This is a genomic window from Savagea faecisuis (assembly GCF_042675605.1).
GTDB classification, from domain to species: Bacteria; Bacillota; Bacilli; order Bacillales_A; family Planococcaceae; genus Savagea; species Savagea faecisuis.
On sequence record NZ_JBHTJF010000023.1, the window covers coordinates 45,042 to 70,467 of the forward strand.

Below are 25,426 nucleotides of genomic sequence, written 5' to 3' on the forward strand. Positions count from 1 at the left end.
CTTTTGCAAAGTGTTAAATGTTTAATTTTCCGTGCACGATTTCACTCTTTTCAATTTGAATCGTACTATGTTCGAGCTTGAATTGCTCGTATAAGACGTCAATCGCTCGTTGTAAAACGACTTGCTCATCGACGTCATCCTCCACGACGATATGCGCACTTAACATATCCATCCCCGATGTGATCGCCCAAATGTGCAAATCATGCACTTTTACGACACCATCTAAAGAACTGAGAGCACGTTCCACTTCATCAAAATCCATATGGCGGGGCACACCTTCCATTAAGACGTGCATACTTTCTTTAAACACACCCCAAGCGCTTTTTAAAATAAGTAAAGCAACGACGACGGAAATAATTGGATCGGCGATGTACCATTCAAAAAAGTACATGACGACTCCCGCGATAATCGCACCGACAGAGCCGAGCAAATCCCCGAGTACGTGAAGATACGCACTCTTCATATTTAAATTCCCTTCCACGTCACCTTTCTTCAATAAAATCGTCGCACTTCCGAGATTGGCAATGAGTCCGATCGTCGCAATGAAAATCATCGTACCACTCGCGACATTCGGCGGTGCAGCGAAACGGCCGATCGCTTCATAAATGATAAATCCAGCGATGACGAACAGCGTCACACCGTTAAAAAGAGCGGCCATCATTTCAAAACGGTAATAGCCGAATGTTTTATTCGGAGAAGGTGGGCGCATCGCGAAAGAAATCGCAATGAGACTGAGCGCTAACGAACTCGCGTCGCTCAACATATGCCCAGCGTCCGACAAGAGCGCTAAACTATTCGTCCAAAGTCCTCCTACAAATTCAACAATCATAATGGTAGATGTTAAAAGTAAAGTGAAAATTAAAGCTTTTCGATTCATATTTCGCGTGTCATGAAAATGGTCGTGATGATCATGACTATGCGCATGTTCCATGCAATTCCCCCTTTTCTTTCAGTATAGCAAAAAAATGAAAAAAAGAGTGGAAATACATCGATTGGCAAAAATCGGGTAGAATGAAAAGAGAAGATGAAACTTCACGAATCGACGAGACGTAAAGAACATGAGGTGACGAACGGATGGAAACGGTAAACATTTTAATTTTAGGAAAAAGTGGTGTCGGCAAAAGCTCGTTATTAAATTATTTATTTGAAGAAAATGTCCGCGAAACAGGCGTAGGCCGTCCGGTAACGGCGGAAGGCTTTTTTAAAGAGCAGAAAGTATTGCAAGGAGTGCCGATTACGCTCATTGATTCATGGGGAATGGAAGCGGGTAAAAGTGACGTATGGTTTCAACAGTTCGCTCACTTTTTACGTGAACACGGCGCAGAGCAACGTGTCGAAGAATGGATTCATATCGCGCTTTACTGTATCGACGCACAAGGCGCTCGTATCGAGCCGTTTGAAGTGGACGTGTTAAATCGTCTGCGTGAAGCGGGCATTGAAGTTGTCGTCGCGTTAACGAAAAGTGGCGGAGTAGAAGAAGTACAACTCGCTAAGCTAGAACAAACAATTAAACGACAAGTGTCTGAACAAGTGACAATCGTTCGTGTCAACAGCGTTGAAATGACATTACTCACAGGGGAAACATTGCATTATTTCGGAAAAGAACAACTGCTTGCGACAATTCGCCAAAACTATTTTCAATCATTGCGCCATCAGTTGCCGATTCGGATTAAATATGTGATGAAAGAGCGCGTCGAACTCGTGAAGCAAGCGATGTTACAAGCGGACTCACGAAAAGAAGCGGAAAAAATAGCGACGTATTCGTTAGAGCACTTTTACGAAACGATCACTTCGCGCGTCATTCAAGAAGAGTTAGGCGCTGTTTATCAACTGTACAACAATCAATTAAATGTTTTGTTCGGGGATTCAAGTGTAGCGATTACCGATATGGAAGCGTTTTGGGAAGAAGTGAAAGAATGGACGATGCAAATCGTCGAAACGGTCCAAAAAGTGATGAAAGGCATCGCGATCGTCTTACTTCCGTTACTATCGATTCCATACTACACGGCAAAAGGAATCAGCAAACTTTGGCAAACGAAGAAAAAACTAGCCGAACGTTACGAAGAACAAGCGGATGAACTGATACGTGAAGCGATGCCATCCATTCGCTCATTAATCGAACGAAATATTGACGTGTTGGAAGAAAAAACGAGAGGAGCACAAGGATGAAAATGAAAGATCAAGTCGTCGCACAATTATTTGTCGGCGTTCAAGAACAATTAGAGAAAAAATACGAAGGGGAAGATGTCCACATTTTAGTAAGTGGGGCGACAGGAGCGGGAAAAAGTACGCTCGTCAACCTCGTATTCGATGAAGACTTAGCGCAAACTGGCGTCGGTACACCCGTCACCCAACAAACTGAAAAATATACGAAAGAAGACTATCCGATCGTCATTTACGATACGAAAGGATACGAACTAACGGACGCGACACATGCGTTGTATGAACGAGAAATCGCAAATATGATGGCAACGGAAAAACTTCATTTAATGTGGCATTGCGTATCCGCTGCGAGCCGGCGCGTGCTCGATTACGACATTCAATTTATCGAACAGTGCAAGCGAGAACAGTGGCCGGTATGTGCCGTATTAACGAAAGCGGACCAGACGGATTTGGACGGTTTGGAAGCGATGAAAGCGGAACTCGCAAAACTCGATGTCCCTGTCTTTGCGGTGTCGCAAGTGCCTGCTTTAATCGACAAATTAGACTTACAAGCGTTAATCGAATGGTCGGGGACACAACTAGAAGCAGGACAACGTCAAAGCTTTGCGATGAAACAACGCCATCATATGAAGTTGAAACGAAAAGAAGGCATCAACCTCGTCGGCAAAGCATCAGCCATTAGTGGCACCGTCGCGCTCACTCCGATTCCGTTCGCGGATGCGCCGCTTTTAATTGCAAATCAGACGAAAATGGTAGCCGATCTCATTCGCATGTACGATTTAAAAGGATCGCAACATGAATTTATGCAAGCGTTGCAAGGATTAATTGGTGGCACAATCATGGCGAACTTAGGGCGCTCCGCAGCCGCTCAAGCGGCGAAACTCGTACCAGGAGCGGGCAGCATCGTCGGAGGTGCGATGAACGCGACGGTCGCCACGTCGTTAACGTATGCGCTCGGCTACACGGTGAACGAAATTTGCTATCAATTTAAAGTGAAAGAAAAAGAAGAAGCGAACTTATCCGTCGTCGACTTCTTCAACAACTTCATGTCCCCTGACCAAATACAATCGATCTTCGACACGGTGTTCAAAAAGAAAAATGATGAATCCGAAGATTGAATGAAGGACCGTTCGAAAGAGCAATCACCCCGCGAACCCGAAGTGCCCATGAAAACCCCAGGACCTTCGCAAAGAAAATAGCGTACTTTATGAAGTTTTAGTGAAATATAAGCGATTGCTTGCAAGAAAAAGGGAAATGAGGCACAATATGTAGTAATAGAGGGGAAAAACAACAACCCCTCGCAGTCTCCCTCTGCTTAGAGGGAGTGGATTGAAATTGCAATCGTTGACGGGCAAGAGTTAGCTTACAGTCTCCCTCTGCTTAGAGGGAGTGGATTGAAATTGATTCCTCCGCTTTCCTCAACTCTACCTCTACAGTCTCCCTCTGCTTAGAGGGAGTGGATTGAAATATGAACCGAGACGGCTTTACTTTATTGGTCATGGGAGTCTCCCTCTGCTTAGAGGGAGTGGATTGAAATTGTGATTGTGATTTTTGGCGCGCGATTTGGAACGACGTCTCCCTCTGCTTAGAGGGAGTGGATTGAAATCTCCTTATACTTTGCTTTTGTGTCATCGATTATTTTCGTCTCCCTCTGCTTAGAGGGAGTGGATTGAAATTAGCTCTTTAATGATTTCGTTTGGTGCAAACTCTTTGTCTCCCTCTGCTTAGAGGGAGTGGATTGAAATATTAGAGCTGATTTTAGCGCAGTCTGTAACGCCAGTCTCCCTCTGCTTAGAGGGAGTGGATTGAAATTTCTTAAAACATTATGGTGAACAATTTAAGAGTTGTCTCCCTCTGCTTAGAGGGAGTGGATTGAAATGATGCTAAAGAGCCGACGAACACTAATAGCGACCGTCTCCCTCTGCTTAGAGGGAGTGGATTGAAATGTCAAAGGGAAAGTTGAAGTCGATAAAGGATGGAAAGTCTCCCTCTGCTTAGAGGGAGTGGATTGAAATAGCATACCCAAAAACAGCTTTGCGAAGCGTTAGGTCTCCCTCTGCTTAGAGGGAGTGGATTGAAATCCATCCTAAATATGATTGCAATACCCAACAAGGCGTCTCCCTCTGCTTAGAGGGAGTGGATTGAAATAGTAAGTGTGCTGTACGGTCAAGGTCACAACGTAGTGTCTCCCTCTGCTTAGAGGGAGTGGATTGAAATTTATCGTGTTGCGAGTCATCTAGCTACACAAAACGTCTCCCTCTGCTTAGAGGGAGTGGATTGAAATAAATGTACATCGACATCGCCTTTGCAGACATAACGTCTCCCTCTGCTTAGAGGGAGTGGATTGAAATGGGCGATCTGTTAATCGCAACCATCCTGGCCTTGAGTCTCCCTCTGCTTAGAGGGAGTGGATTGAAATAGGTGATGCGTTAAACTCTAATGTGTAAACTCCGTCTCCCTCTGCTTAGAGGGAGTGGATTGAAATGACGAACTCGTGCAACGGTTTTATTTAGACACGTGTCTCCCTCTGTTTAGGGGGAGTAGATTAAACTAAAAAGAAAAGCGCCGACTCGAAAGGATAGTTTGAAAGAGCAGAAACGATCTGCTCTTTTTTATTTTCAAAAGAGAACTACTTTACAAAAAAGAAGGTTTTGAGATAATTGGGGCAGTAAAGAAAAGGAGCGGCGGGTATGCGACAATATGTAGAAAAATTAAAAGAGAGAGCGGAGCAAAATCAAAACGGCCAAACGCAAGTGAAGGTGAGGACGATTTTGCGCCAATGTAAAACGAAACGTCGTACGGAAGCGTTCGTGACACGGTGGCATGAAATGATGGAAGTATATGGGCTACATTACGTCAATCCAGGCGAAACGATCGCCACCGTCTCCCTTGAAAAAGCGATTCATTTTCAAGTAGAGAAAGAAGAACAGATGCATCTATCAGAAACGAAGGCTACAACAAAAGTTACTGTGCAAAGTAGATTTACCCCACAGCGACCGTACCCTCATCAAGAAGAGGCTCTCCGTCATTTAGACCGCTTATATGAACGAAAACGTCATTTTTCAAGCTTGCTCGTCTTGCCGACAGGTGGAGGAAAGACGGCGACCGCGGCACGTTTTCTTGCGAAGCGGAGCATCGCAGAAGGGAAAAAAGTGCTGTGGCTCGCTCATCGTCATGAGTTGCTTGACCAAGCGCATCACGCCTTTTTGAATGTCTCCTACGAAGAGCTAATCCCAGAGCGCGAGAACTATCATTGTCGTGTCATATCCGGCGTCCATGAACGCGCGCGAGCGATTGAAATGACGGACGATGTCATCATTGCGAGTAAAGATAGTTTGTATCGGCAAGAAGCGGTTTTGCAACAGTGGCTCGCTAATGATGAAGAGTTATTCGTCATCATTGATGAAGCGCATCATGCGCCAGCGAGAACGTATCGTGAACTGTTGGAAAGTTTAGAAGCTGTCGTATCGGTGACTTTGCTCGGACTAACGGCAACTCCTTTTCGTACGGTGGAGGAAGAAGTCGGGTCGATGCGTGCTATTTTTCACGATGATATCGTCTATAAAATCGACTTAACCCAGCTCATTACAAAAGGAATTTTAGCCGAGCCTCACCTCATCGATGTAGAAACGAATTACATCGTCGAGACGGATTGGAAAGAACGAGACATCCACCAAATTCAAGCGTTGGATAAACTACCGCAACACGTATCGCGTCAATTAACGGACAATCACCAACGAAATGAACTGATCACTCAACATTATAAGGAACATGAAGCGGAGTACGGCCAGACGCTCGTCTTTGCGATGAACCGGGTTCATGCGATTGCACTTCGGGAAACGTTCCGCTTATCAGGGATTCATGCTGAGGCAATCATTTCGAGCGTCACAGACGACACATTGCGTATCGACACGTCTCAAGAAGCAAGGCGCCGACATATCGCAGCATTTAAGCGCGGAGAATTTCCCGTGTTAATCAATGTGAATATGTTGACGGAGGGGACAGATTTACCGAATGTCCAAACGGTCTTTTTAACACGACCGACGACGAGTAAAATATTGATGACACAAATGCTCGGACGCGCTTTGCGTGGAGAGCGGGCAGGGGGAACGCGTCATGCGTATATCGTCAGCTTCATCGACGATTGGTCCAATACGATCGCTTGGGAAAACCCGCGTCATTTACTCGTAGGTGAAGATGTTCAAAATGGGCGAGACACGCGTCAAGAACGACTCGTCACTGAATTACTTTCGACGAAAATGATCCGTGCCTATGTCGAACAACTTTCAACCGATCGCGACGGCTGGCTGAAAGAAATTCCTTTTCAAAAGTCGATTCCTCTCGGATTGTACTTATTTGAATTGCTCATTCCGACAGAAGAGGGAGAGGTTACAGAACATAGAGAAATTATCATTTTTGAAAGCACAGCCGAAAGTTATGCGAAACTGATGCAAGGATTGCCTGAGCTCGTCGCTAGAGACTTGCGAGATGAGCGGTTAAGCGACGAACGACTTACCGCTTTAACGCGAGAAGCAGAACGTTTATATTTCCAAGAAGCTTCTTACATCCCGGCATACGAAACACGCGACATTCGGGCGCTCATCCAACATTATGCGATGACGGAACAAATTCCGAATTTCTACGCTTTCGAACAGCGGGAAGAAACGAGTATCGAACGCTACGTCGAGCACATTATGACTCACGAACTATCCCGCCGTGAAGAAGTACAGTGGCTGAAACAACAATGGGAACAAAACGTCTTCCTACAACTTTACTTCGGCCACCGCCTAGAACTGTTTGTTCGTGCAATTAATGATGAAATCGAGAAGACGTTGCTTAAATAAAAGTAGAAAAAGACAATGTAATGGCAGTTCTGTCGTTCCGATCACTTGTTGTAATGATTGTTCAAAAGGCGCCATCGCTTCGTCTACAAGCGCTTTCGTTTCGGCATGTTCTGGAATGCTCGCTTCAGCTTCGAGCAGGTCATGTGTATAATGAACGATCTTACCTCGTTCGACCGTCACCGTTAATTTTCCAAGAAACGAACCGTGGCAACCGGATTGGATGAGCAGTGTATCGTTCACAGTAGCGGGCTCCGTTAATCGGTTATGCGTATGTCCGCTTAATATGATGTCGATGTCATCGAATGATTCGGCAAGCTTCGTCTCTTGCGGAAAGCCGAGATGAGATAAAATGACAATCAGTTCTGCTCCGCGTTCTTTTAAATGATCTATTTCTTCTTGTAGACGCTCATCCCCGTTCGTAAAATAAACGCCTTCCGAAAAAGAAGCAGGCATCGTTTTGTCGATGATGGGCGATGCGATGCCGATGATTCCGATCATCGTGTCACCGACGGGAAGGAGCATAGAAGGAGGGAAAAGCAGTTCGTCCGTCTCTTTCTGAAAGCAATTGTTCGCTAAAAATGGATAGTGTAGTTGTTGAACGAGCTGTTGTAAATGTTCGGGTCCGTAGGCGAAATCCCAATGACCCGTCATCGCATCAAATCCGAGTTCGTTCAAAATCGGGATGAGCGATTCACCTTTCGTTTTGACGACAGGATACGTTCCGTGAAACGTATCTCCATTATCGAATAACAAGACATGTTCTTCTTCCGCTCGAATGCGGTCGATCATCGTCTTGAGCCTCGCATATCCTCCAACTTGTCGAAATGTTTCTTTTCCGTCTTGTAAAAACCATTCAGGATGTTCGTGTAAATATCCGTGGACATCATTCAATTGTAAAAAAGTCATCGTTGTCATAGCACATTCTCCTTTCAAGTAATCTAAGTGTAAAAATAGTATGTGAAGGGATGATGATTGTTGCATTTGTACCTCTTATGAAAGGGAATGAAACGTTTTTTGAAAATAAGTATCTAGAGTATTCAGAATATAGTATACTATTCGTATGTTATTTTGAAGGAGGACGTTACATTGAAAATTCAACAAGCGAAACGAATGTCTATTTTTGAACCGTCTATTTTCGTGCGATTGCGCGAAGTGATGGCAAAACGAACAGCGAATGGGGGATCGGTCATCGATTTAAGTTTAGGGAGTCCTGATTTGCCACCTGCTTCGTTCGTGCGTGAACGTCTTTCGAAGACGAGTGCCGACCCGAGTCGTTACGGCTATACGATGGCAGGGACGGCGCGATTTAATGAAGCGGTCGCGCGTTACTATAAAAGACGGGACGGTGTCGAGTTAGATCCTGAGACGGAAATTTTGCAGACGATGGGTTCTCAAGAAGGACTCGTTCATTTACCACTCGCTTTTTGTGATGAGGGGGATGTCGTGTTGACGACGAATCCAGCCTATGTCGCATATGATGCGGGCATTCGTTTAGCAGGAGCGGAACCGTATTACATGCCATTATTGAAAGAACATCAATTTTTACCGCAGTTTGAGGAGATTCCAGAAGAGATTGCGAAATGTGCGAAATTAATGATTTTAAATTTGCCAGGAAATCCAGTCCCAGCAACTCCGACGAAGCAATTTTTTGAAGCGGCGGTCGCTTTTGCGAAAAAATATCATATTTTAATTTTGCACGATGCGGCGTATTCGGAATTTTATTATACGGATGAGCCATTCCCGAGCTTTTTAGCGACAGAAGGGGCGAAAGAAGTCGGATTGGAGACGAATTCATTATCGAAAAGTTTTAGCTTAGCTGGGGCACGCATCGCTTACTTCGTCGGAAATCGGGATGCGATCCGCATTTTAAAAGAATTGAAATCGAATTTAGACTACGGGGTATTCGAACCGATTCAAGAAGCGGCTGTTTCTGCATTAGACCGAGCGGAAGAAATTACGGTGCCACTCCGTGAAGTGTTTAAAGAACGTCACCATGTTTTAAAAGAAGGGCTCGAACAATTAGGATGGGACGTCGCGGATTCAGAAGGGGGCATGTTCGTTTGGGCGAAGTATCCGTTTGAACTCGACGATGAAACGTTTGCGATTCAAGCGATTGAAAAAGTCGGTGTCGTCATGGTGCCTGGAAGTTCATTCGGTTCAGAAGGCGAAGGGTATGTCCGCATTGCGCTCGTTCAGCCTGCAGAGAAATTACGAGAAGCGGTTCAACGTTTGACGAAATTAAATTAAAGGGGAGAGCATCATGCCGTGGATGCCATTTTTCATTTACGCGGTCGTGTCGAGTTTCACACCAGGACCGAACAATATTATGGCGATGACGTTTGCGAGTCAAACGTCTGTCCGTCGCACATTGCGCTTTTGCGTCGGTGTGTCGGTCGGATTTTTTAGTTTAATCGTCGCAAGCAGTGTATTTGGGGTATTGCTTGCGACATGGGTTCCGAAAATAGAGTGGGGAATGAAAATTGTCGGAGCGATTTATTTACTCTATTTAGCGTATCAAGTGTGGAAAAGTACAGGAAACGAACAAAATACCGAACAAATCGAAGCGAACAATCGCTTTTTCACGGGAGTCGTCATGCAGTTTGTGAACCCGAAAGCGATTTTCTATGCAATTACCGTCATGTCTTCGTTCGTCATCCCGTATTACTCCTCACCACTTTCTTTATTTTTATTCGCTTGTTTACTCGGTGGAATCGGATTTTTAAGTTCATTTAGCTGGAGTATGCTTGGGGGCTTATTCCAAACGTGGATTGAGCGAGAAGAGCGTCTTTTTAACAATATTATGGCTCTTTTACTCGTATACTGTGCCGTTGCCCTATTTTTATAAAGAGTGACTTTTTTCATGTTAAATGTTAAAATAATGGAAAAATTCTAGGGGGGAATCGCGATGGAAAAACAATTGTACAAATTGTCGCGCAAAATTGGGAAGGCTGCGACGATGGTCAACGATGTGAAAACATTAGCATCGGGAGATCCGAAAAGAATTGCGAAGCGCTTGATGAATAAACAGACGTACAAAGCATCTCACGGAGGAGCGAATAAATTAGCTCGAAAGATTACGAAAAACTTATGGAAATAAAAAAACGAGAAGACGTCATGTCTCTCGTTTTTTTGCATTTACACCCCTTGGCGATTTCCCCAGACGAGGGCGTGAAGTTGAGGGAGGACGCGCGCATGAATCATCGTGTCACAATTCGTCGCGCGTTCGATGAGCCATTCGTAGCGCTCGAGTAAGTAAGCAGAAGCTGCTCGCTCATCGGATTGTTCCGTCTCGGCATTGCCAGGTTGAATATAGAAAGGGACGTTCGGATAACGCACGTACAATTGTTTCGCAAACGCATAGTCCGCTTCGTCAAAAATGACAATTTTCAAGCTGTAATTCGCAGAACCGAGCTTGTCGATAAAGGCGTCGAGTTTGTCGAGGTCTGTCGTCATCCCAGAACTCGGTGGCTTCGGTGACAATGTAATGTCGTCGATTTCAAGGAGCCAATCTTGCCAAAACGTCGCTTGTGTTTCCACTGCGAGTGAAATATCGCGTTCTTTCAATAATGAAACAAGTTCTCCGAGCGCTTTATGGAGCAGTGGATTTCCGCCGGATAGCGTAACATGTCCTGTGCGGGATAGTCCGAGATGGTCGAGCTCTTCAATGATTGCTTCCGGCGCGAGGAGTGTTGGCTTTTGAGAGCCGTCCCAAGTGAAGGCTGAATCGCACCAAGCGCAAGAATAATCGCAACCGGACGTGCGGACGAACATCGTCTTTTGACCGATGACCATCCCTTCTCCTTGAATCGTCGGTCCGAATATTTCGAGTACAGGAATTTTAGCCACGGAAATCACTCGCTTTCGGACGATAACAAATGTAACTCGTCGGTGTTTCACGCACGAACACTTGGAGGCAACGCGCACCGTTCGATTTATCATCTAATTTTTGCTGCACCGCTTGCCAAATGTATGCTGCGACACGTTCTGTCGTCGGATATACGTTCGTAAAGGCAGGGTGATCGTTCATTACCATATGATCGAAGGCGCCATGAATCGCTCGTTTTAATTCTTTAAAGTCGATCAAAAAGCCGACTTCATCCAGTTCATCGCCTGCGATTGTCACATTGACGAAATACGTATGCCCGTGCATATTTGCACAAACGCCCGCCGCTTCATGTGGAATGAAATGCGCTGCAGCAAAATGCATATCTTTATTTAGTTCATAGCGAAAGTCGTGGGCGACAGAAGGGTAAATTTGTTGAATCATGCTTCTGCCTCCTTTTCGCGTAAATATTGTTCCAATCCTTCTTGACGCAATACACAAGAAGGGCATGTGCCACATCCGTCTGCTGGAATGCCTTCATAACAAGTGAGCGTGCGTTCTCGGACGTAATCGAGTGCGCCGAGTTCATCGCTTAAGCGCCAAACGCCCGCTTTGTCTAACCACATTAACGGCGTATGGAAAACGAAATTCGCATCCATCGCTAAATTGACGGTGACATTTAACGCTTTCACAAAATCGTCACGACAGTCGGGATATCCGCTAAAGTCGGTTTCGCTCACACCTGTAATGATGTGGCGTGCCCCGACAGAGTACGCATAGACGGCAGCGAATGAGAAAAATAAATGATTGCGTCCTGGGACGAAAGTGTTCGGCAATCCGTCTTCTCGTTCAGCAATCGGAATGTTCGCTTTTGTTAAAGCGTTCGGGGACAACTCGTTGATGACTTGCATCGGCATGACGTAAAAAGGAACGCCTCTTTCTTTTGCGATCGCTTCGGCATGTTGTAATTCGGCTTTGTGACGTTGCCCGTAGTCGAAGCTAATCGTATACACTTCTTCAAAGTGTTCCAATGCCCAAAAGAGACATGTCGTACTGTCTTGACCGCCGCTAAATACGACGACCGCTTTTTCTTCATGTAATTTCATAATCGTTCATCTCCTTAGTTTTTTAGAGAGGGATTTCGCGAACCTCTAAACGTCTCTCTATCGAGAAACATTTTGAAGTATAGCACATATCTGAACAAAGCACGACTATAAAAAAGAGAGCACGCGGAATATTCACTCCTGTACTCTCTTTCGGCTATTTACTATTTAATGAAGGGCTGCATTAAAATCAAAATCTTCTTCGTCTTCATCTTCATCATCATCCGGAACACTATCCGGATAAATTCAACTATGTAAAGTCGTATACGTAATCCGTGCACAATTGTAACAAATGATAATCGATGGATCGGTCATCGCCGCTCGACAAGGTTCTCTGTTCTCTAATTCCTCTTGACAAAAGTCACAAATCAAAGACACCCACTCCTTTAATCATTTTGCATAGATTGACTAATTTACATGAAGTTTTCATGTAAAGCAAGTAAAATAGAAAAAGAAGTGAAAAGAAAGTGTGGTGGCATATGTGAAGAGATGGATGGTGACGCTCGGAGCGGTTCTTTTTTTAGTTGTGTTAACAGCTTGTCAATCCGATCCACTTGCGGAAATCGAGGACGGACGTTCGAAAGCGCCGGAAGGGTTAATTTACGGGGAAGTGTTAGAAATTAATGACCGTGACTTGCAAGTAGAAGTAGAAGAAGCGGTGACGGGATACGAGTTTGAACAAGGTGACGTCATTAAAGTACAGACGCACAATATCGATTTAAGCGTGTATGAAAGTATTCGTACAGAAGATTACATCGAAATTCACTACAATGGTGAAGCGAAAGGCGAATCACAAAAACAAGTGAGCGCTGAAACGATTATCATTTGGGAAAAATAATAGAAAGATTAGCCTATTTCATCGAGGGGAGGAGTTTCTAAAATTCTTGCCTCCCTATGATATAGGCTATTTTTTATCGTGAAAATAATAACGGAAGCAAAACAGTAGACAAAATATACCCCCTATAGTATATTTGTAAGTGAAGTTACTTTGAAGTGACAATTTGAAGGAGGAATTATTCATGGAAACGATGAAACAATTAGGTAAATTCGGTAAATTAACGCCGGCGACAGCGGAAGCATTCCAAGGATGGAACGCGGTTGCATTTAAAGACGGTGCACTCTCACATAAAACGAAGGAATTAATGGCAATCGCTTGTGCCGCAACGACAGGCTGTGACTACTGCTTAGACGTGCATAGTAAAAGCGCTAAACGTGCTGGCGCGACAGAAGCTGAAGTGGCAGAAGCACTCATGATCGCAACAGCCGGAAAAGCAGGCGCAGCTTTTGCTCACGCAGCGAACGCATTCCAATCATTCAACGATGCAGAAGACGATGAGTTATTCAAAAAATCATATTTATCACACGTACCAGGCTTAAAAGAATTAGCGCCGGACGACTTCGGTGCATTTTTCAACTTCACGATGAAAGCGACAGCGAAAGGCGAGCTTGACGTGAAAGAAAAAGAATTGATCTCAACAGCAGTAGCATTAATTACAGGATGCCCATATTGCATCGACTCCCACGTGAAAAACGCGAAAAAAGCAGGCGCAACGAAAGAAGAATTAGCAGAAACAGTATTCATCGCGAGCGCATTAAACGCAGGTAGCGCATTCACAAAAAGCGTTACACCTTTAAAAACATTCGATTAATTAATATATAACCATGTTCTCTAATAAGGGAGCATGGTTTTTGTTGTTAGAGGACGAAATAATTAGTTAAATGAGCATAATTGAATGTTAAGAGAATAATATTATGTTTGACATAATGAAAAACGCCCCTTATATTGAGTTAGAAAGCGTTTACAAAAATAAGGGGGAAAACTAATGAGAGAAATGTTAGAAACAAGAGGAGTGCGTGTCACAGACGCAGAATGGGAGCAATTGCATCGTCAGTGGGAAGTCATTGAAGCATTAAAAAACAATTTTCAACACGTTACATTAAATGAAGCGGATATTGCGTTAACGTATGAGCCAGGAGGTGAGTGCGATGAGATTAAGTGAACAATCTTTATACGTTCTCGCCGAACAAATTCGTACGCAAAAAATATCGCCAGTGGAATTAGTGGAAGATGTTTTTCAACAAATTGAAGAAAAAGAACAACAGCATAATGCCTACATCGATATTCAAAAAGATCGCGCGATTCATTTAGCGAAAGAAGCGGAGCGTGAAATTTCAGAAGGAAAGTATCGTGGTCCTTTACACGGTATTCCAATCGGGATTAAAGATAATATTTACTTCGCGAATGAAACGACGACGATGGGCTCGAAAATTCATCAACATTTCATTCCGACAGAAGATGCGACAGTCGTGAAAAAATTGAGAGAAGCAGGTGCTGTCTTTTTAGGGAAATTAAACATGCATGAATACGCATGGGGTGCGACAAATGATAATCCATTTTATGATGCGTGTCGTAATCCGTATGACACAACGAAAATATCGGGGGGCTCAAGTGGCGGATCGGGTGTAGCCATTGCGACAAATATGGCAATAGGTGCGCTCGGAACAGATACTGGTGGGTCTATTCGTATACCCGCAGCCTTTTGTGGAATATTTGGCTTGAAGCCGACACATGGTCTCGTCAGTAAAGCAAACTGTTTCCCACTCGCTTGGTCATTAGATCACGTAGGACCAATGACGAAAACAGCGATTGATAGCGCGCTCATGTTAGATGTATTAGCAGGATATGATGCGAAAGATCCTACTTCTATTCAATGTGTGCAGCCAGTATCTTATGCAGGAGAAGTGGACATTTCACTAGAAAACTTACGGATTGGTATAAATGAATCGTATTTTTTCAATCAAGTGGATGATGAAGTTGAAAAACGTGTACGAGAAGCGATTCAGCTGTTTGAAGATTCAGGTGCAACGATAGTAGAAGTAGATGTACCTGCATTAGCTCATGTCGAATATGCTGAAATGATTACGATTACGTCAGAAGCGAGCGCTATTCATCATGACAATTTAATTGAGCGAGAAGAAGATTTTGGAGAAGATGTTCGATTTTTGTTGAAGCTCGGGGAATTGCCGTCAGCGGTTGATTATTTACGAGCGCAACAAATTCGCCAGCAACTAGATAGACAGTTTCAGAATATGTTCCAACAAGTAGACGTATTACTTACACCGACGATTCCGTTTGTAGCACCTTCTATCGGTTCACATACGGCAATAATTAATGGAGAAGAAGTGCCTTTATTAGATCATATTATTCGTTTTACAGGACCGTTTAATTTAACAGGTTTACCTGTCGCAAGTGTGCCGGTAGGTTTCGCGCATAATTTACCAGTCGGTATGCAGATTGTCGGTCCAGCATTTGACGATAAACGAGTTTTAGACGTAGCGCGACTGTATGAATTACTCGTTTAAATCTTTTGTCTAAATTTTAATGAGAAGTTGTTAGACGATTTAGACACATAGACGATAAAGTGTATAAAACAATAGACAGCATAAAATGAAAACGTTGTAAGCGCTATCATTTAGAGTTGGCACAGTCCTTGCATATCTTATATCGGCATATGAAAGGGCATGAGCTTTCATACGAAGATTCAAGCGCATGAAGACTTGGGGGAGTCGATTGCTCTTGAATCTTCACTTTTTTTAAAACAAGGGGGATACTGTATGGTTAGTGTTTTGGGGTTAATTGGGAGTTTGGCATTATTAATTTATTTGACGATGCGAGGCATAAATATTATTATTGCCGCTGTCGGATCAGCTGTTATTTTAGCATTAACTGGGGGACTTAATTTAATTGATGCGTTAACAGAAGACTATATGACAGGATTTACGGGATTTTTTAAATCGTGGTTTTTAATCTTTTTACTCGGAGCCATTTTCGGAAAAGTGATGGAAGATACGAAAGGGGCACAAGCGATTGCTGAATGGTTTAAACGCCGTGTTGGCAATAAAGGAGCAGCGTTAGCCGTCGTTGCAGCGGCAGCGGTTATGACATACGGGGGCGTGAGTGTTTATATTGTAGCGTTTTGTATTTATCCAATTGCGGTCTCATTATTTGAAAGCGCTAACATTCCGCACCGTTTCATTCCAGCAGCTCTCGTCTTCGGTTCGATTTCGTTCACGATGACGTCGCCTGGGTCACCAGAAATTCAAAACTTAATTCCGACTGAATATTTCGGTACGACGCCGACAGCAGGGGGCTGGATTGGTGTCGTCGGGGCATTGATGATTATGGTTCTTGGTGGAATTGCCTTCCAAATGATGGTGAATCGTGCAGTGCGCAACGGTGAAGTGTTCCAATTGCCGTATGAACGAACGGAGCCGATCGTACAAAATGAGGCGAAGTTACCGTCGATAGTGATTGCGATTTTACCTTTAGTGACGGTCGTTACGGTGTTGAACGTGCTCGCGAAATTTATCGCGACACAACATGCGGTCATCGTCGCATTGTTTGCCGGTAGTGTCATCGCCTGGTTGCTCATGTACCGAAATGTGAAAGAACATATGAAAATTTTATCGATTAGTGTGGAGAACGCTCTACTTGCGATTGCGAATACGAGTGCGGTCGTCGGATTCGGAGCGGTCGCTTCCAAAGTTCCTGCATTCACATCAATCGTGGACGGTTTGACGAATATGCCTGGTTTAGAATATGCAGGACTCGCGATTGCAGTTACGATTATCGCCGGGATTACAGGGTCTGCAGCAGGCGGACTCGGAATCGCTTTACCACTTTTAGCACCGATTTACATGGCGCAAGGATTAGATCCTGGCGCGATGCACCGTATTTCGGCATTCGCTTCAGGTGGACTCGATTCTTTACCGCATAACGGGTATATCGTTACGACGGTTCAAGGGGTAGCGAAGGAAACGCATAAGGCGGCGTATAAACCGATTCTCGTTTTAAGCGTCATCATTCCTACTATTGTGTTAGCGGTAGTCGTTCTTATGTACACGATCTTTTAATAAAGACGAGCGTCCTCATAACGAGAGGAACGCTCGTTTTCTCTTTTTGAACGTGATAAACTGAACGAGAAAGGAGTGAGCGAATGAAAAAATGGATCATCGCTAGTATTTTTCTAGTCGTCGCTTCACTCAGTTTAGCGTTTACTTGGAACAATGCGACGTATTATGACAAACCGATTGTTAAAGTACAAGAGGTGACTGTCGTAGAAGAAGAGACCGTTGTCGATTCGTATCGCAATGAAGACCGTCTCGTCACGCAACAAATCGTTGGCGAATGGCAAAACGGCAAAAAGAAAGGGAAGCAAGTAGAGTGGACGCATATCGCCTCGTGTTCTGGCGCTGCGGACTTTTTGTTGAAAGAAAGGATGCACGTCTTTATGGAGCGCCATCAAGGAGAATGGATGGCCGTTCAAGTGAAGCGGGATCATGTCGTCGTGTTAGCGATGTTCGGCTTTATCGGATTCTTGCTTCTTGTCGGTGGTAGACAAGGGATGTTTTCACTCATCAGTTTTGGGGTGAACGTTTTGCTCTTGTACGGGGCCATTCATCTATATGTGCAGACGAACAACGTATCTTTAATTGCGCTCGCGATCATTTTAGCGATTTGTTTCGTCGTCATTTCGCTCGTCAGTGTGAGTGGACTGTCGCCGAAAACATATGTAGCGATCGTGACGAGTCTCGTCGCGACATTCGTCTCGCTCGGTGTCGTATTGCTCATTTTTGCGTGGACGAATGAGCGAGGATTGAATTATGAGGAGATGCAGTTTTTAAGTCGTCCGTACCGTACAGTATTTATCGCAGGGCTCATCATCGGCTCACTCGGAGCGGTGATGGATGTAGCGATGACGATGGCGTCTACTTTATTTGAACTCGCTGAACAACCGAATGTTACACTCGTTCGTTTAAAGGGAGCGGGGGAAGAAGTCGGTCGCGACATTATGGGAACGATTACGAGCATTTTATTTTTCGCTTATATGAGCGGGTCGGTTCCTGTCATGTTGCTTTATGTGATGAATGACGTGCCGTTAAATTATACGTTTTCGATGAATTTATCCCTGGAGTTTGCGCGGGCGCTTGCCGGTAGCATCGGCATCGTACTCGCAATTCCGATCAGTCTTCATATGACGCTCCGTTACTTGAGACGGAAGAAAGTGATCACATGAGTGCACTCGTATTGATGAGTATCGTGTTGTTCGCTTTAATGACCTATGTCGGCAAGTGGCAAGGAGTGCGCGCGTTTATCGCGTTCTTCTTAAACTTCGGAGCCCTCATCGTCTTACTATTTTTCCTCGTCAATCCAGACGTGCCGATTATTTTAGTGACCGCTTTACTCGTCGTTGTCGTCGGCGTCATTAATTTATTTTTCATCAACGGTGTTCATGAAAAGACGAAAATCGCCTTCGCTTCGACATTGTTAACGGCACTTCTCATTTTTGGGTGGATTACGTGGTTGAATGGAATGGGAAGTATTCAAGGATTCGGAGAAGAGGAGATGGATGAACTGACGATATTCTCTTTACATGTCGGGTTAGATTTCGTCAAAATTGGGGCGGCCGTCATCGTCATGAGTACGATCGGTGCAATTATGGATGTCGCCATCTCCATCGTGACGGCGCTCTATGAACTAGCGAAATACGACCGTGCCATTACGCGACGTGAACTATTCGCCTCAGGCATACGAATTGGTCGTGACATTTTAGGGACGGATACGAACACGTTATTTTTCGCCTTTTTCGGAGGGTATTTAGCGCTTTTACTTTGGTTTAAAGACCTTTCATATACTTTTGGAGAAATGATTAATTCAAAAGTATTTAGTGCAGAAATGGTAACGATCTTTTCAGCGGGCATGGCGATCGCACTCGTCATTCCGATTACGACAATATTAACTGTATGGCGTGTTAAAAAAAGCGATCTCTCTTCATGAGGTCGCTTTTTAGTCGAGGTATTCTCGTTCTTCAATATGGAATTGTTGAATTTGGTTGTATAGCCATGTGCGACTAATGCCGAGAAGGCGACTGGCGCGCGCTTTATTGCCGTTTGCTTCTCGCAATGCTTGAATGATCGTTGCGCGTTCTGCTTCACGCTTTGTCGCTTCATACCGGTTGCGAACGGGTATGTCTTGTTGAGCAGGCGTCACTTGTTCCGGTAAATGGTGGAGATCGATGTAATATTCGGCGTGAATCGTCGTTAAGTTCGCCGCGCGTTCTAACATATTGTACAATTCACGCACATTTCCGGGCCAATCGTATGTGAGCAGCCGCGCTAAGGCAGGGTGTGTAATCCCTTGAATGCGAAAGCCTGAACGGTTTAAGTCGCGGATGATTTCTTCGACGATGCTCGGCAAATCTTCCATCCGTTCGCGTAACGGTGGGATGTGAATCGGCATAATATGTAAACGATAATATAAATCTTCTCTAAATTTCCCTTGTTGAATCAAACTCGGTAAATCACGATTCGTGGCGGCGATAATTTTCGTATCGAGTTGAATTGTTTGATGGCTGCCGAGCGGTTCAAATTCTTTTTCTTGCAGTACTCGTAGTAATTTCGTTTGAAGCGGGTACGGCATATCGCCAATTTCGTCTAAAAACAGTGTTCCATTTTGAGCGAGTTCAAATTTCCCTTTTTTCCCGCCTTTTTTCGCTCCTGTAAACGCTCCTTCCGCATAGCCGAACAGCTCCGCTTCTAACAATTCACCCGGAATCGCTGCACAGTTAATTTGAATGAAGGCGCCCGTTTGTTTACTCGATGCGTGAATAGCATGAGCAAACAATTCTTTTCCTGTTCCACTTTCCCCGAGCAATAAAACAGTCGAACGACTTTGAGCGACCGCATACGCTTCTCGTTTAATTTTTTGCATCGGTTGTGATTCGCCGATAATGTGTGCGAACGTATATTTCGTCCCTTTCATTTCGGTCAATTCTTGTTCGTAGTAGGTCACTTGTTGTTCGAGTTGATTCACTTTTTGAATCGCTTTTTGAAGTTGGGTCAACCCTTGGTACGTAATTTTACAAATGGCGCCGACGAAATGGTCTCCGTCATGGATCGGTAAAATCGTAATGAGGGATTGTTTTTCTTTAATTAAAGTAGGTACGTTTTGAAGACGGACACCTTTTTGAATGCTTTCTTCCACTTGTAACTCAGGAAATAACGTCGTAATGTTTCGGTTGAGTACGTCGCGTTCTGTCACGTTAAACAATTGACAAAACCCGTCATTCACCATCGTAATTTGAAATTGTTCATTTACTAAAATGAGTCCGTCATACGCAAGTTCAACGACGGTGCGCAATTTATGCTCCCATTCTTTTGAAAAATGTAGCTCTTTCGCTGTCTGTTCAAGTTGGGTGACATCTTCTAAGACAATCATCACTCCGATCAGTTCGTCGTGTTGGTCGTAGAGTGGATGCCCTTTAGCAAATAAGCTATGCTGATTGATTGTTAGACGGACGGTTAAACTTTGACGTTCGTTTACTACCGATTGTACGACTTCTACGAGCGGAGCATCTTGAGGAAGCTCGCCGAAATGGAAGTAGTCGTCTGGCCACCCGAGCAATGTTTGAACGAAATGATTCATTGAAATCATTTGACCGCGTAAATCGACGGAAAACAAACCGAAGTTTAAATGGTGGAACATGAGTTCAAGTTCCGATTCCATCCGTTCTAAAATTTGATTGTACGCTGCTAAAATTTCCGTCGTCGACATCATGCCGATCGGTTGTTGCTGTTCATTTAAAACAGGGGCGTGACCGATTTTGAGTCGTAGTAATTTTTGTCTAACATCAGGAATCGTTTCCGTCGGTTGCAAGCTGTACGGCTCGTAATTGATGAGCGCTTCAATATAACTATCGACAGCACGACCGTCTGCTAATGCTTCAATTAAGCGGTTTTTCGGTAAAATGCCAACGAGTTGACCTGTTTCTTGGACGACCGGTAAAATATGTTGTTTCGTCTTTGCGAATTGAACGAGTGCGTATTGTAGTGTATCCGTCGTTTCTAATGTAGCAAATTGATGTGTCATCACATCTCGAACGAGCATGACCCATTCCACCTTTCCGTTAAGTATTGTGAACAGTTTACACTTTTCTGTTAATTTTTGTTTACACTTTCACTTTACATGAAAAATGTAAACGCTTCAATAGCCATCTTTCAACGATTGGCACGCTTATTGCATCTCTTCTATTGGCATCATACATACAAAGGGAGAGGAAAGTTATGCAAGCAGAATTAGATTTGTTTAGAAAGTCGATCGAAGCATTTGCTGAAAAGCACGTGGCACCGTATTTTGATCAGTGGGAAAAAGAAGGGAATACACCACGCGAGTTATGGAATCAGTTAGGGGAAGAAGGATTCCTTTGCGTTGACATTCCAGAAGAGTATGGCGGACTTGGCGTTCCGTATCAATTTGCAGCACTCGTCGTAGAAGAGTTTAACCGTTTAGGATACGGTTCGATTTCGGTGAACATTTCGGTTCATGCGAATATCGTTTCGCACTACATTTTAAGCTCGGGAACAGAAGAGCAAAAGTTACATTATTTGCCGAAAATGGTGACGGGGGAAATCGTCGGGGCTATCGCGATGACGGAGCCGAACGCAGGAAGTGACTTACAAGGGATGAAAGCGACGGCTGTTTACAATGAAGCGGACGAAACGTTTACAATTAATGGTGCGAAAACATTTATTACGAACGGGGAGCATAGCGATTTAATTATCGTCGCAGCGCGTACGGATTCGAGTGTTCGCGCTTCAAAAGGAACGTCGCTCTTCTTAGTGGATGCGCCGATCGAAGGATTTGAACGCGGAACGAACTTAGATAAAATCGGTCTTCTTTCATGCGATACGATGGAGTTATTTTTCGAAGATGTCGTTGTCGGGAAAGATAAATTGCTCGGGGAATTGCACGGTGGATTTATTACGTTAATGAAAGAGTTACCGAAAGAGCGTTTATCACTCGCAGCAGGAGCACTCGGTGCGTTGGAAGGAGCGTTAGAGTGGACGATTCAATACGTGAAAGAGCGTCAAGCGTTCGGTCAGCCACTTAGCAACTTCCAAAATACGCGTTACAAAATTGCGGAGATGAAAACGGAAGCGGCGATGAATCGTGCATTTATCGAAAAATGTTACCAATTGCTCGACCGCGGAGAGCTTGATACAGCGACCGCAAGTATGGCGAAACTCGCATGTACAGAAGCGCAAGGTCGCATCGTCGATGAGTGTTTACAGTTGTTCGGCGGTTACGGCTACATGCGTGAATATCCGATCGCTCGTGCGTTCGTCGATGCGCGCGTTCAACGAATTTACGGGGGAACTTCTGAAATTATGAAAGAAATTATTAGCCGCGACATTTTCGGACGTTAAGTAAAGGGGAGTGTGCCATGACGGTGTTACAAGGGGTTAAAGTATTAGATTTTACGACATTGTTGCCCGGGCCATTTGCGACGCAAACATTAGCAGATCTCGGAGCGGACATTTTGCAAATCGTTTCACCGACACGTCACGATCTCGTGCGAACGTTATCACCGGTCGATGAGGAAGGAATGTCTGCTGCGGGGCGTCAATTGCACCGTTCGAAAGAAGTGCTCCCACTCGATTTGAAAGAAGAAGGGGCGAAAGAGCGCATTTACGAGCTCATTGAGGAGTACGACATTATTTTTGAACAGTTTCGTCCAGGCGTGATGGCTCGTCTCGGACTCGATTATGAGACGTTGCGTAAAATCAATCCACGCATCATTTATTGTTCGATTACAGGGTACGGGCAGACCGGTCCTTATCGGGACCGAGCGGGGCATGATTTGAACTATTTATCGCTCGCTGGCATTTCGAACTATTCGCGCCGAGAAGGAGAACGTCCATCTCCTCTCGGTGTTCAACTAGCGGATTTAGCAGGGGGATCTTTATATAGTTTAGTCGGTGTCTTGGCTGCGCTTTATAAGCGAACGCAAACGGGTGAAGGGGATTACGTTGACATTAGTATGACGGACGCGAGTTTTTCACTCAATGTTTTGTTCGGGTCAGGTGTACTAGCGACAGGAGAAGATGTCGGGCCGGAGTCGAATTTATTAAATGGGGGCGACTTTTACGATTATTACGAAACGTCGGACGGTCGCTATTTATCGGTCGGTAGTTTAGAGCCACCATTTCGTAAAGAGCTGTGCGAAATTGTCGGTTTAGAGGAATGGTATGAGCGCACATTTACAGAAGACGAGTCGGTGTTACGAGCGTTTAAAGAAGCGTTACGAGAACGGTTGAAAACGCGTGATTTCGCATCGTGGTGTGCTGTATTTGAAAAAACAGATTGCTGTGTGGAGCCTGTGCTCACATTGAAAGAAGCGATGGACCATCCACAATTGCGTGCGCGCGGCATGATTGTCGACGTACCGAAAGAAGATGGAACCGTCGTGCAACAAATTGGACAACCGATTCAATTTCAAAACAATCCACCGACGTATCGTCACGTTGGGCGGATCATTCCAAAGGGGGAAACTAAATGATGCAATGGGAGAATTATGTCGTCGTCGTAACAGGGGGCGCTTCAGGATTAGGGTTAGGTGTCGTAGAAGCTGTCGTTGAAAAAGGAGGGCGCGCGGTCATCTTCGATTTAGATGAAGCGAAAGCAGAAGAAGTATGTGAAAGACTCGGAGAGCGTGTGACGCGTGCGCACGTGAACGTGACGGATGAAGCTTCTGTACAAGCAGGCATCAAGCATGCGATCGATACGTTCGGAGCTATTCATGCTTGCGTCAACTGTGCAGGAATTGCACCGCCGCAAAAAATATTAGGAAGAAAAGGCGTCATGCCACTTGAAAATTTTGAAAGCGTCATTCAAGTGAATTTAGTCGGGACGTTTAACGTTATGCGTCTTGCAGCAGAACAAATGGCGAACAACGAGCCGTACTCTACGCATGGGGAACGTGGTGTCATCATTAATACGGCGTCTGTCGCTGCATTTGAAGGGCAGATGGGACAAATTGCATACAGTGCGAGTAAAGCGGGCGTCGTCGGCATGAGCTTGCCGGCAGCGCGTGATTTATCATCGACGGGCATTCGTGTCAATGCGATTGCGCCAGGTTTATTCCGCACACCGCTTGCGGAAGGGTTAGGCGAAAAAGTCGTCGCAAGTTTAGAAGAGACAGTCGAATTTCCGAAGAGACTCGGCTTGCCGAAAGAATTTGCGCATCTCGTAACGTTTTTAATCGAAAATGAATATATGAACGGAGAAGTTGTGCGACTCGATGGAAGTATTCGCATGGCGGCGAAGTAGCAAAAAAAGGATGTTGCGATAAAAGCAACATCCTTTTCTTTATTCCGGTTTATAGTATTTCCAAAGTAAGAAGGAAAAGATCGCAGTCGATACGATCATTCCGACAATCCAAATAGTAAACATCGTAGAACTAAACATACGAACGCCTCCTTATTTTGTCGCTTCTGCTGGACGTGGCAAGAGATTCGCTAAGACGAACATCGTGATGATTCCGACGAGCGTAGACCAACCACCTGCAGCGAGCGGACTCGGCTCAAGGCCTGTAAATACGATCACTAAATAAAATGCTAATCCGATAAACATCGAACCTTCTGCAGCGCGGCGATGCGCTTTTTTCTTACCGAATACGGCATACATGACAGGTCCGAGTGTTCCTGCCGATACACCTGATATTCCTACCCACATTAAATCCGCTAAAAATGGCGGTGGGTTTAAGACGATGAGCGCAGCGAGCAAACCGACCGCTAAAACGACAATGCGGCTAATTTTGAGCGCAATTGCGTCCGCTTTTTCAGGTGTCGTTTTAATGATGCCACGTTTCACGAGCACTTTTTTATAAATATCATTCGCAAATACCGTACTCATGACGACGAATAGACCGTCTGTCGTCGATAAAGCAGCTGCTAAAATGACGACCGCAACGAATGCGGCGAGCGCAGCAGGGAAGCCCCATGCGACATATTCGAGTAATGCAAGATCCGCTTGTTCCAATCCTGGAACGGCCATGCGGGCGAAAAATCCACCGAATAACACGAACAATGAAGCGGCCGCTGCAAAAATGTAAACGATGATCATTTTACGCAAATCTTTTTCGTTTTTTAACGATAATACTTTATTAAATAATTGCGGTTGTGAAGCGAATGAAAATTGAATAATGAGTAAACCGAGCACCGCTGAAATCGCATAATAGTTTGAATCTGAATTAAAGACAGAGAGCAACTGCATATCTTGTTCTTTAAAGTTATCCGTAATCGCTTGGAACGTTTTTGAAATGCTCCAATCTCCGAAGAAATACAACCCAGATAAAAAGACGATTATGCCTGTTGCAGCCATCATAATCGCTTGAACCGCATCCGTATACACATCCGCATACGAACCGCCGACGTACACGTACGCCACGACGATGACGGCGATTAAAATGAGCCCTGGTGAACTACCCACCACTTAGTTAACCTTACGGTCTACTTGAAGTGGGGGCTTCTCGACTTATCGTTGCTTTTACTAGCCAACGAAAAATGACCGAGCTAACCCTCTTGTTCCAAGAGTTTTTGTTTCTATGCTAATAAGCGTAACCCTTCGTTTTTAATGTTGATTGCGGCATTGT

Annotated in this window: 23 protein-coding genes, 1 CRISPR repeat array and 1 riboswitch; of the genes, 16 read left to right on the plus strand and 7 right to left on the minus strand. The window is 44.6% G+C overall.

Going from position 1 to position 25,426, the window contains the following annotated elements:
• Positions 1-13 precede the first annotated feature (13 nt).
• Complete coding sequence (locus tag ACFQ0V_RS07930; protein ID WP_381012003.1) at positions 14-931, minus strand: cation diffusion facilitator family transporter; 918 nt, start codon at positions 929-931, stop codon at positions 14-16.
• Positions 932-1,074: 143 nt separating this feature from the next.
• On the opposite strand from ACFQ0V_RS07930, the gene ACFQ0V_RS07935 reads away from it, so the two are divergent.
• The 3 genes from ACFQ0V_RS07935 (at position 1,075) to ACFQ0V_RS07945 (ending at position 7,007) form a co-directional block, all read left to right on the plus strand.
• Entirely contained in the window at positions 1,075-2,169 is a 1,095-nt protein-coding gene (locus ACFQ0V_RS07935; protein WP_381012006.1) for a GTPase, read from the plus strand.
• Positions 2,166-3,281 carry a YcjF family protein gene (locus ACFQ0V_RS07940; RefSeq protein ID WP_381012010.1) on the plus strand — a complete coding sequence of 372 codons (1,116 nt, stop codon included), beginning with the start codon at positions 2,166-2,168 and terminating at the stop codon, positions 3,279-3,281. The genes ACFQ0V_RS07935 and ACFQ0V_RS07940 overlap by 4 nt, the downstream gene beginning before the upstream one ends.
• Positions 3,282-3,466: 185 nt before the next feature.
• Positions 3,467-4,715: a CRISPR direct-repeat array (repeat unit 33 nt; unit sequence GTCTCCCTCTGCTTAGAGGGAGTGGATTGAAAT).
• A gap of 138 nt (positions 4,716-4,853) precedes the next feature.
• The gene (locus tag ACFQ0V_RS07945) at positions 4,854-7,007 is read left to right on the plus strand and encodes a DEAD/DEAH box helicase (RefSeq protein WP_381012012.1); all 2,154 of its coding nucleotides are present in this window, start codon (positions 4,854-4,856) and stop codon (positions 7,005-7,007) included.
• Here the strand turns inward: ACFQ0V_RS07945 and ACFQ0V_RS07950 are convergent.
• Positions 6,951-7,922, minus strand: a complete 972-nt coding sequence (locus tag ACFQ0V_RS07950; protein WP_381012015.1) for a bifunctional metallophosphatase/5'-nucleotidase — start codon at positions 7,920-7,922, stop codon at positions 6,951-6,953. The genes ACFQ0V_RS07945 and ACFQ0V_RS07950 overlap by 57 nt on opposite strands.
• Positions 7,923-8,093: 171 nt before the next feature.
• Here ACFQ0V_RS07950 and ACFQ0V_RS07955 point away from each other — a divergent pair, with 171 nt between their 5' ends.
• From ACFQ0V_RS07955 to ACFQ0V_RS07965, 3 genes are read left to right on the plus strand one after another with little or no spacing between them, the layout of a single operon-like run.
• Positions 8,094-9,254, plus strand: coding sequence for an aminotransferase class I/II-fold pyridoxal phosphate-dependent enzyme (locus tag ACFQ0V_RS07955; protein WP_381012017.1), 1,161 nt, complete (start codon positions 8,094-8,096; stop codon positions 9,252-9,254).
• Positions 9,255-9,267: 13 nt separating this feature from the next.
• Positions 9,268-9,852, plus strand: coding sequence for a LysE family translocator (locus tag ACFQ0V_RS07960; RefSeq protein WP_381012020.1), 585 nt, complete (start codon positions 9,268-9,270; stop codon positions 9,850-9,852).
• Between the two features lie 60 nt (positions 9,853-9,912).
• Entirely contained in the window at positions 9,913-10,104 is a 192-nt protein-coding gene (locus ACFQ0V_RS07965) for a hypothetical protein (RefSeq protein WP_381012023.1), read from the plus strand.
• A gap of 38 nt (positions 10,105-10,142) precedes the next feature.
• Here the strand turns inward: ACFQ0V_RS07965 and queE are convergent, their stop codons facing one another.
• The 3 genes from queE to queC are packed head-to-tail and all read right to left on the minus strand — an operon-like array spanning position 10,143 to position 11,936.
• Positions 10,143-10,853 carry a 7-carboxy-7-deazaguanine synthase QueE gene (queE, locus tag ACFQ0V_RS07970; RefSeq protein WP_381012026.1) on the minus strand — a complete coding sequence of 237 codons (711 nt, stop codon included), beginning with the start codon at positions 10,851-10,853 and terminating at the stop codon, positions 10,143-10,145.
• Positions 10,846-11,274 (minus strand): 6-carboxytetrahydropterin synthase QueD, encoded by a 429-nt coding sequence (queD, locus tag ACFQ0V_RS07975; protein ID WP_381012028.1) that lies wholly within the window; start codon positions 11,272-11,274, stop codon positions 10,846-10,848. Before queD ends, queE begins: the two co-directional genes overlap by 8 nt.
• Complete coding sequence (gene queC / locus ACFQ0V_RS07980; RefSeq protein ID WP_381012031.1) at positions 11,271-11,936, minus strand: 7-cyano-7-deazaguanine synthase QueC; 666 nt, start codon at positions 11,934-11,936, stop codon at positions 11,271-11,273. The genes queD and queC overlap by 4 nt, the downstream gene beginning before the upstream one ends.
• An 8-nt stretch (positions 11,937-11,944) precedes the next feature.
• Positions 11,945-11,988, minus strand: a riboswitch (PreQ1 riboswitch).
• A gap of 426 nt (positions 11,989-12,414) precedes the next feature.
• On the opposite strand from queC, the gene ACFQ0V_RS07985 reads away from it, so the two are divergent.
• The 7 genes from ACFQ0V_RS07985 (at position 12,415) to ACFQ0V_RS08015 (ending at position 18,771) form a co-directional block, all read left to right on the plus strand.
• Positions 12,415-12,771: a hypothetical protein gene (locus ACFQ0V_RS07985; protein ID WP_381012033.1), complete on the plus strand. Its 357-nt coding sequence runs from the start codon at positions 12,415-12,417 to the stop codon at positions 12,769-12,771.
• A 181-nt stretch (positions 12,772-12,952) separates the two neighbouring features.
• Entirely contained in the window at positions 12,953-13,582 is a 630-nt protein-coding gene (locus ACFQ0V_RS07990; protein WP_381012036.1) for a carboxymuconolactone decarboxylase family protein, read from the plus strand.
• A gap of 174 nt (positions 13,583-13,756) precedes the next feature.
• Positions 13,757-13,933, plus strand: coding sequence for a hypothetical protein (locus tag ACFQ0V_RS07995; RefSeq protein ID WP_381012039.1), 177 nt, complete (start codon positions 13,757-13,759; stop codon positions 13,931-13,933).
• Positions 13,920-15,296 carry an amidase gene (locus tag ACFQ0V_RS08000; protein ID WP_381012042.1) on the plus strand — a complete coding sequence of 459 codons (1,377 nt, stop codon included), beginning with the start codon at positions 13,920-13,922 and terminating at the stop codon, positions 15,294-15,296. The genes ACFQ0V_RS07995 and ACFQ0V_RS08000 overlap by 14 nt, the downstream gene beginning before the upstream one ends.
• Positions 15,297-15,548: 252 nt before the next feature.
• The gene (locus ACFQ0V_RS08005; protein ID WP_381012044.1) at positions 15,549-16,847 is read left to right on the plus strand and encodes a GntP family permease; all 1,299 of its coding nucleotides are present in this window, start codon (positions 15,549-15,551) and stop codon (positions 16,845-16,847) included.
• Between the two features lie 83 nt (positions 16,848-16,930).
• Positions 16,931-18,010, plus strand: coding sequence for a YibE/F family protein (locus ACFQ0V_RS08010; RefSeq protein ID WP_381012047.1), 1,080 nt, complete (start codon positions 16,931-16,933; stop codon positions 18,008-18,010).
• Positions 18,007-18,771: a YibE/F family protein gene (locus ACFQ0V_RS08015; RefSeq protein WP_381012050.1), complete on the plus strand. Its 765-nt coding sequence runs from the start codon at positions 18,007-18,009 to the stop codon at positions 18,769-18,771. The genes ACFQ0V_RS08010 and ACFQ0V_RS08015 overlap by 4 nt, the downstream gene beginning before the upstream one ends.
• Before the next feature lie 9 nt (positions 18,772-18,780).
• On the opposite strand, the gene ACFQ0V_RS08020 is transcribed toward ACFQ0V_RS08015, so the two are convergent.
• A complete protein-coding gene (locus ACFQ0V_RS08020) occupies positions 18,781-20,880 on the minus strand; it encodes a sigma 54-interacting transcriptional regulator (RefSeq protein ID WP_381012052.1) in 2,100 nt (699 codons plus the stop codon).
• A gap of 176 nt (positions 20,881-21,056) precedes the next feature.
• On the opposite strand from ACFQ0V_RS08020, the gene ACFQ0V_RS08025 reads away from it, so the two are divergent.
• Genes ACFQ0V_RS08025 through ACFQ0V_RS08035 form a run of 3 tightly spaced genes read left to right on the plus strand, consistent with a single transcriptional unit; the run spans position 21,057 to position 24,102 of the window.
• Positions 21,057-22,199 carry an acyl-CoA dehydrogenase family protein gene (locus ACFQ0V_RS08025; protein WP_381012054.1) on the plus strand — a complete coding sequence of 381 codons (1,143 nt, stop codon included), beginning with the start codon at positions 21,057-21,059 and terminating at the stop codon, positions 22,197-22,199.
• 17 nt (positions 22,200-22,216) lie between these two features.
• On the plus strand, positions 22,217-23,332 hold the full coding sequence (locus ACFQ0V_RS08030; protein ID WP_381012057.1) for a CaiB/BaiF CoA transferase family protein: 1,116 nt from the start codon (positions 22,217-22,219) through the stop codon (positions 23,330-23,332).
• Positions 23,329-24,102: an SDR family NAD(P)-dependent oxidoreductase gene (locus ACFQ0V_RS08035; protein ID WP_381012059.1), complete on the plus strand. Its 774-nt coding sequence runs from the start codon at positions 23,329-23,331 to the stop codon at positions 24,100-24,102. The genes ACFQ0V_RS08030 and ACFQ0V_RS08035 overlap by 4 nt, the downstream gene beginning before the upstream one ends.
• Positions 24,103-24,252: 150 nt before the next feature.
• Here the strand turns inward: ACFQ0V_RS08035 and ACFQ0V_RS08040 are convergent, their stop codons facing one another.
• A complete protein-coding gene (locus ACFQ0V_RS08040) occupies positions 24,253-25,263 on the minus strand; it encodes a sodium:solute symporter family protein (protein WP_381012061.1) in 1,011 nt (336 codons plus the stop codon).
• Between the last annotated feature and the right edge of the window lie 163 nt (positions 25,264-25,426).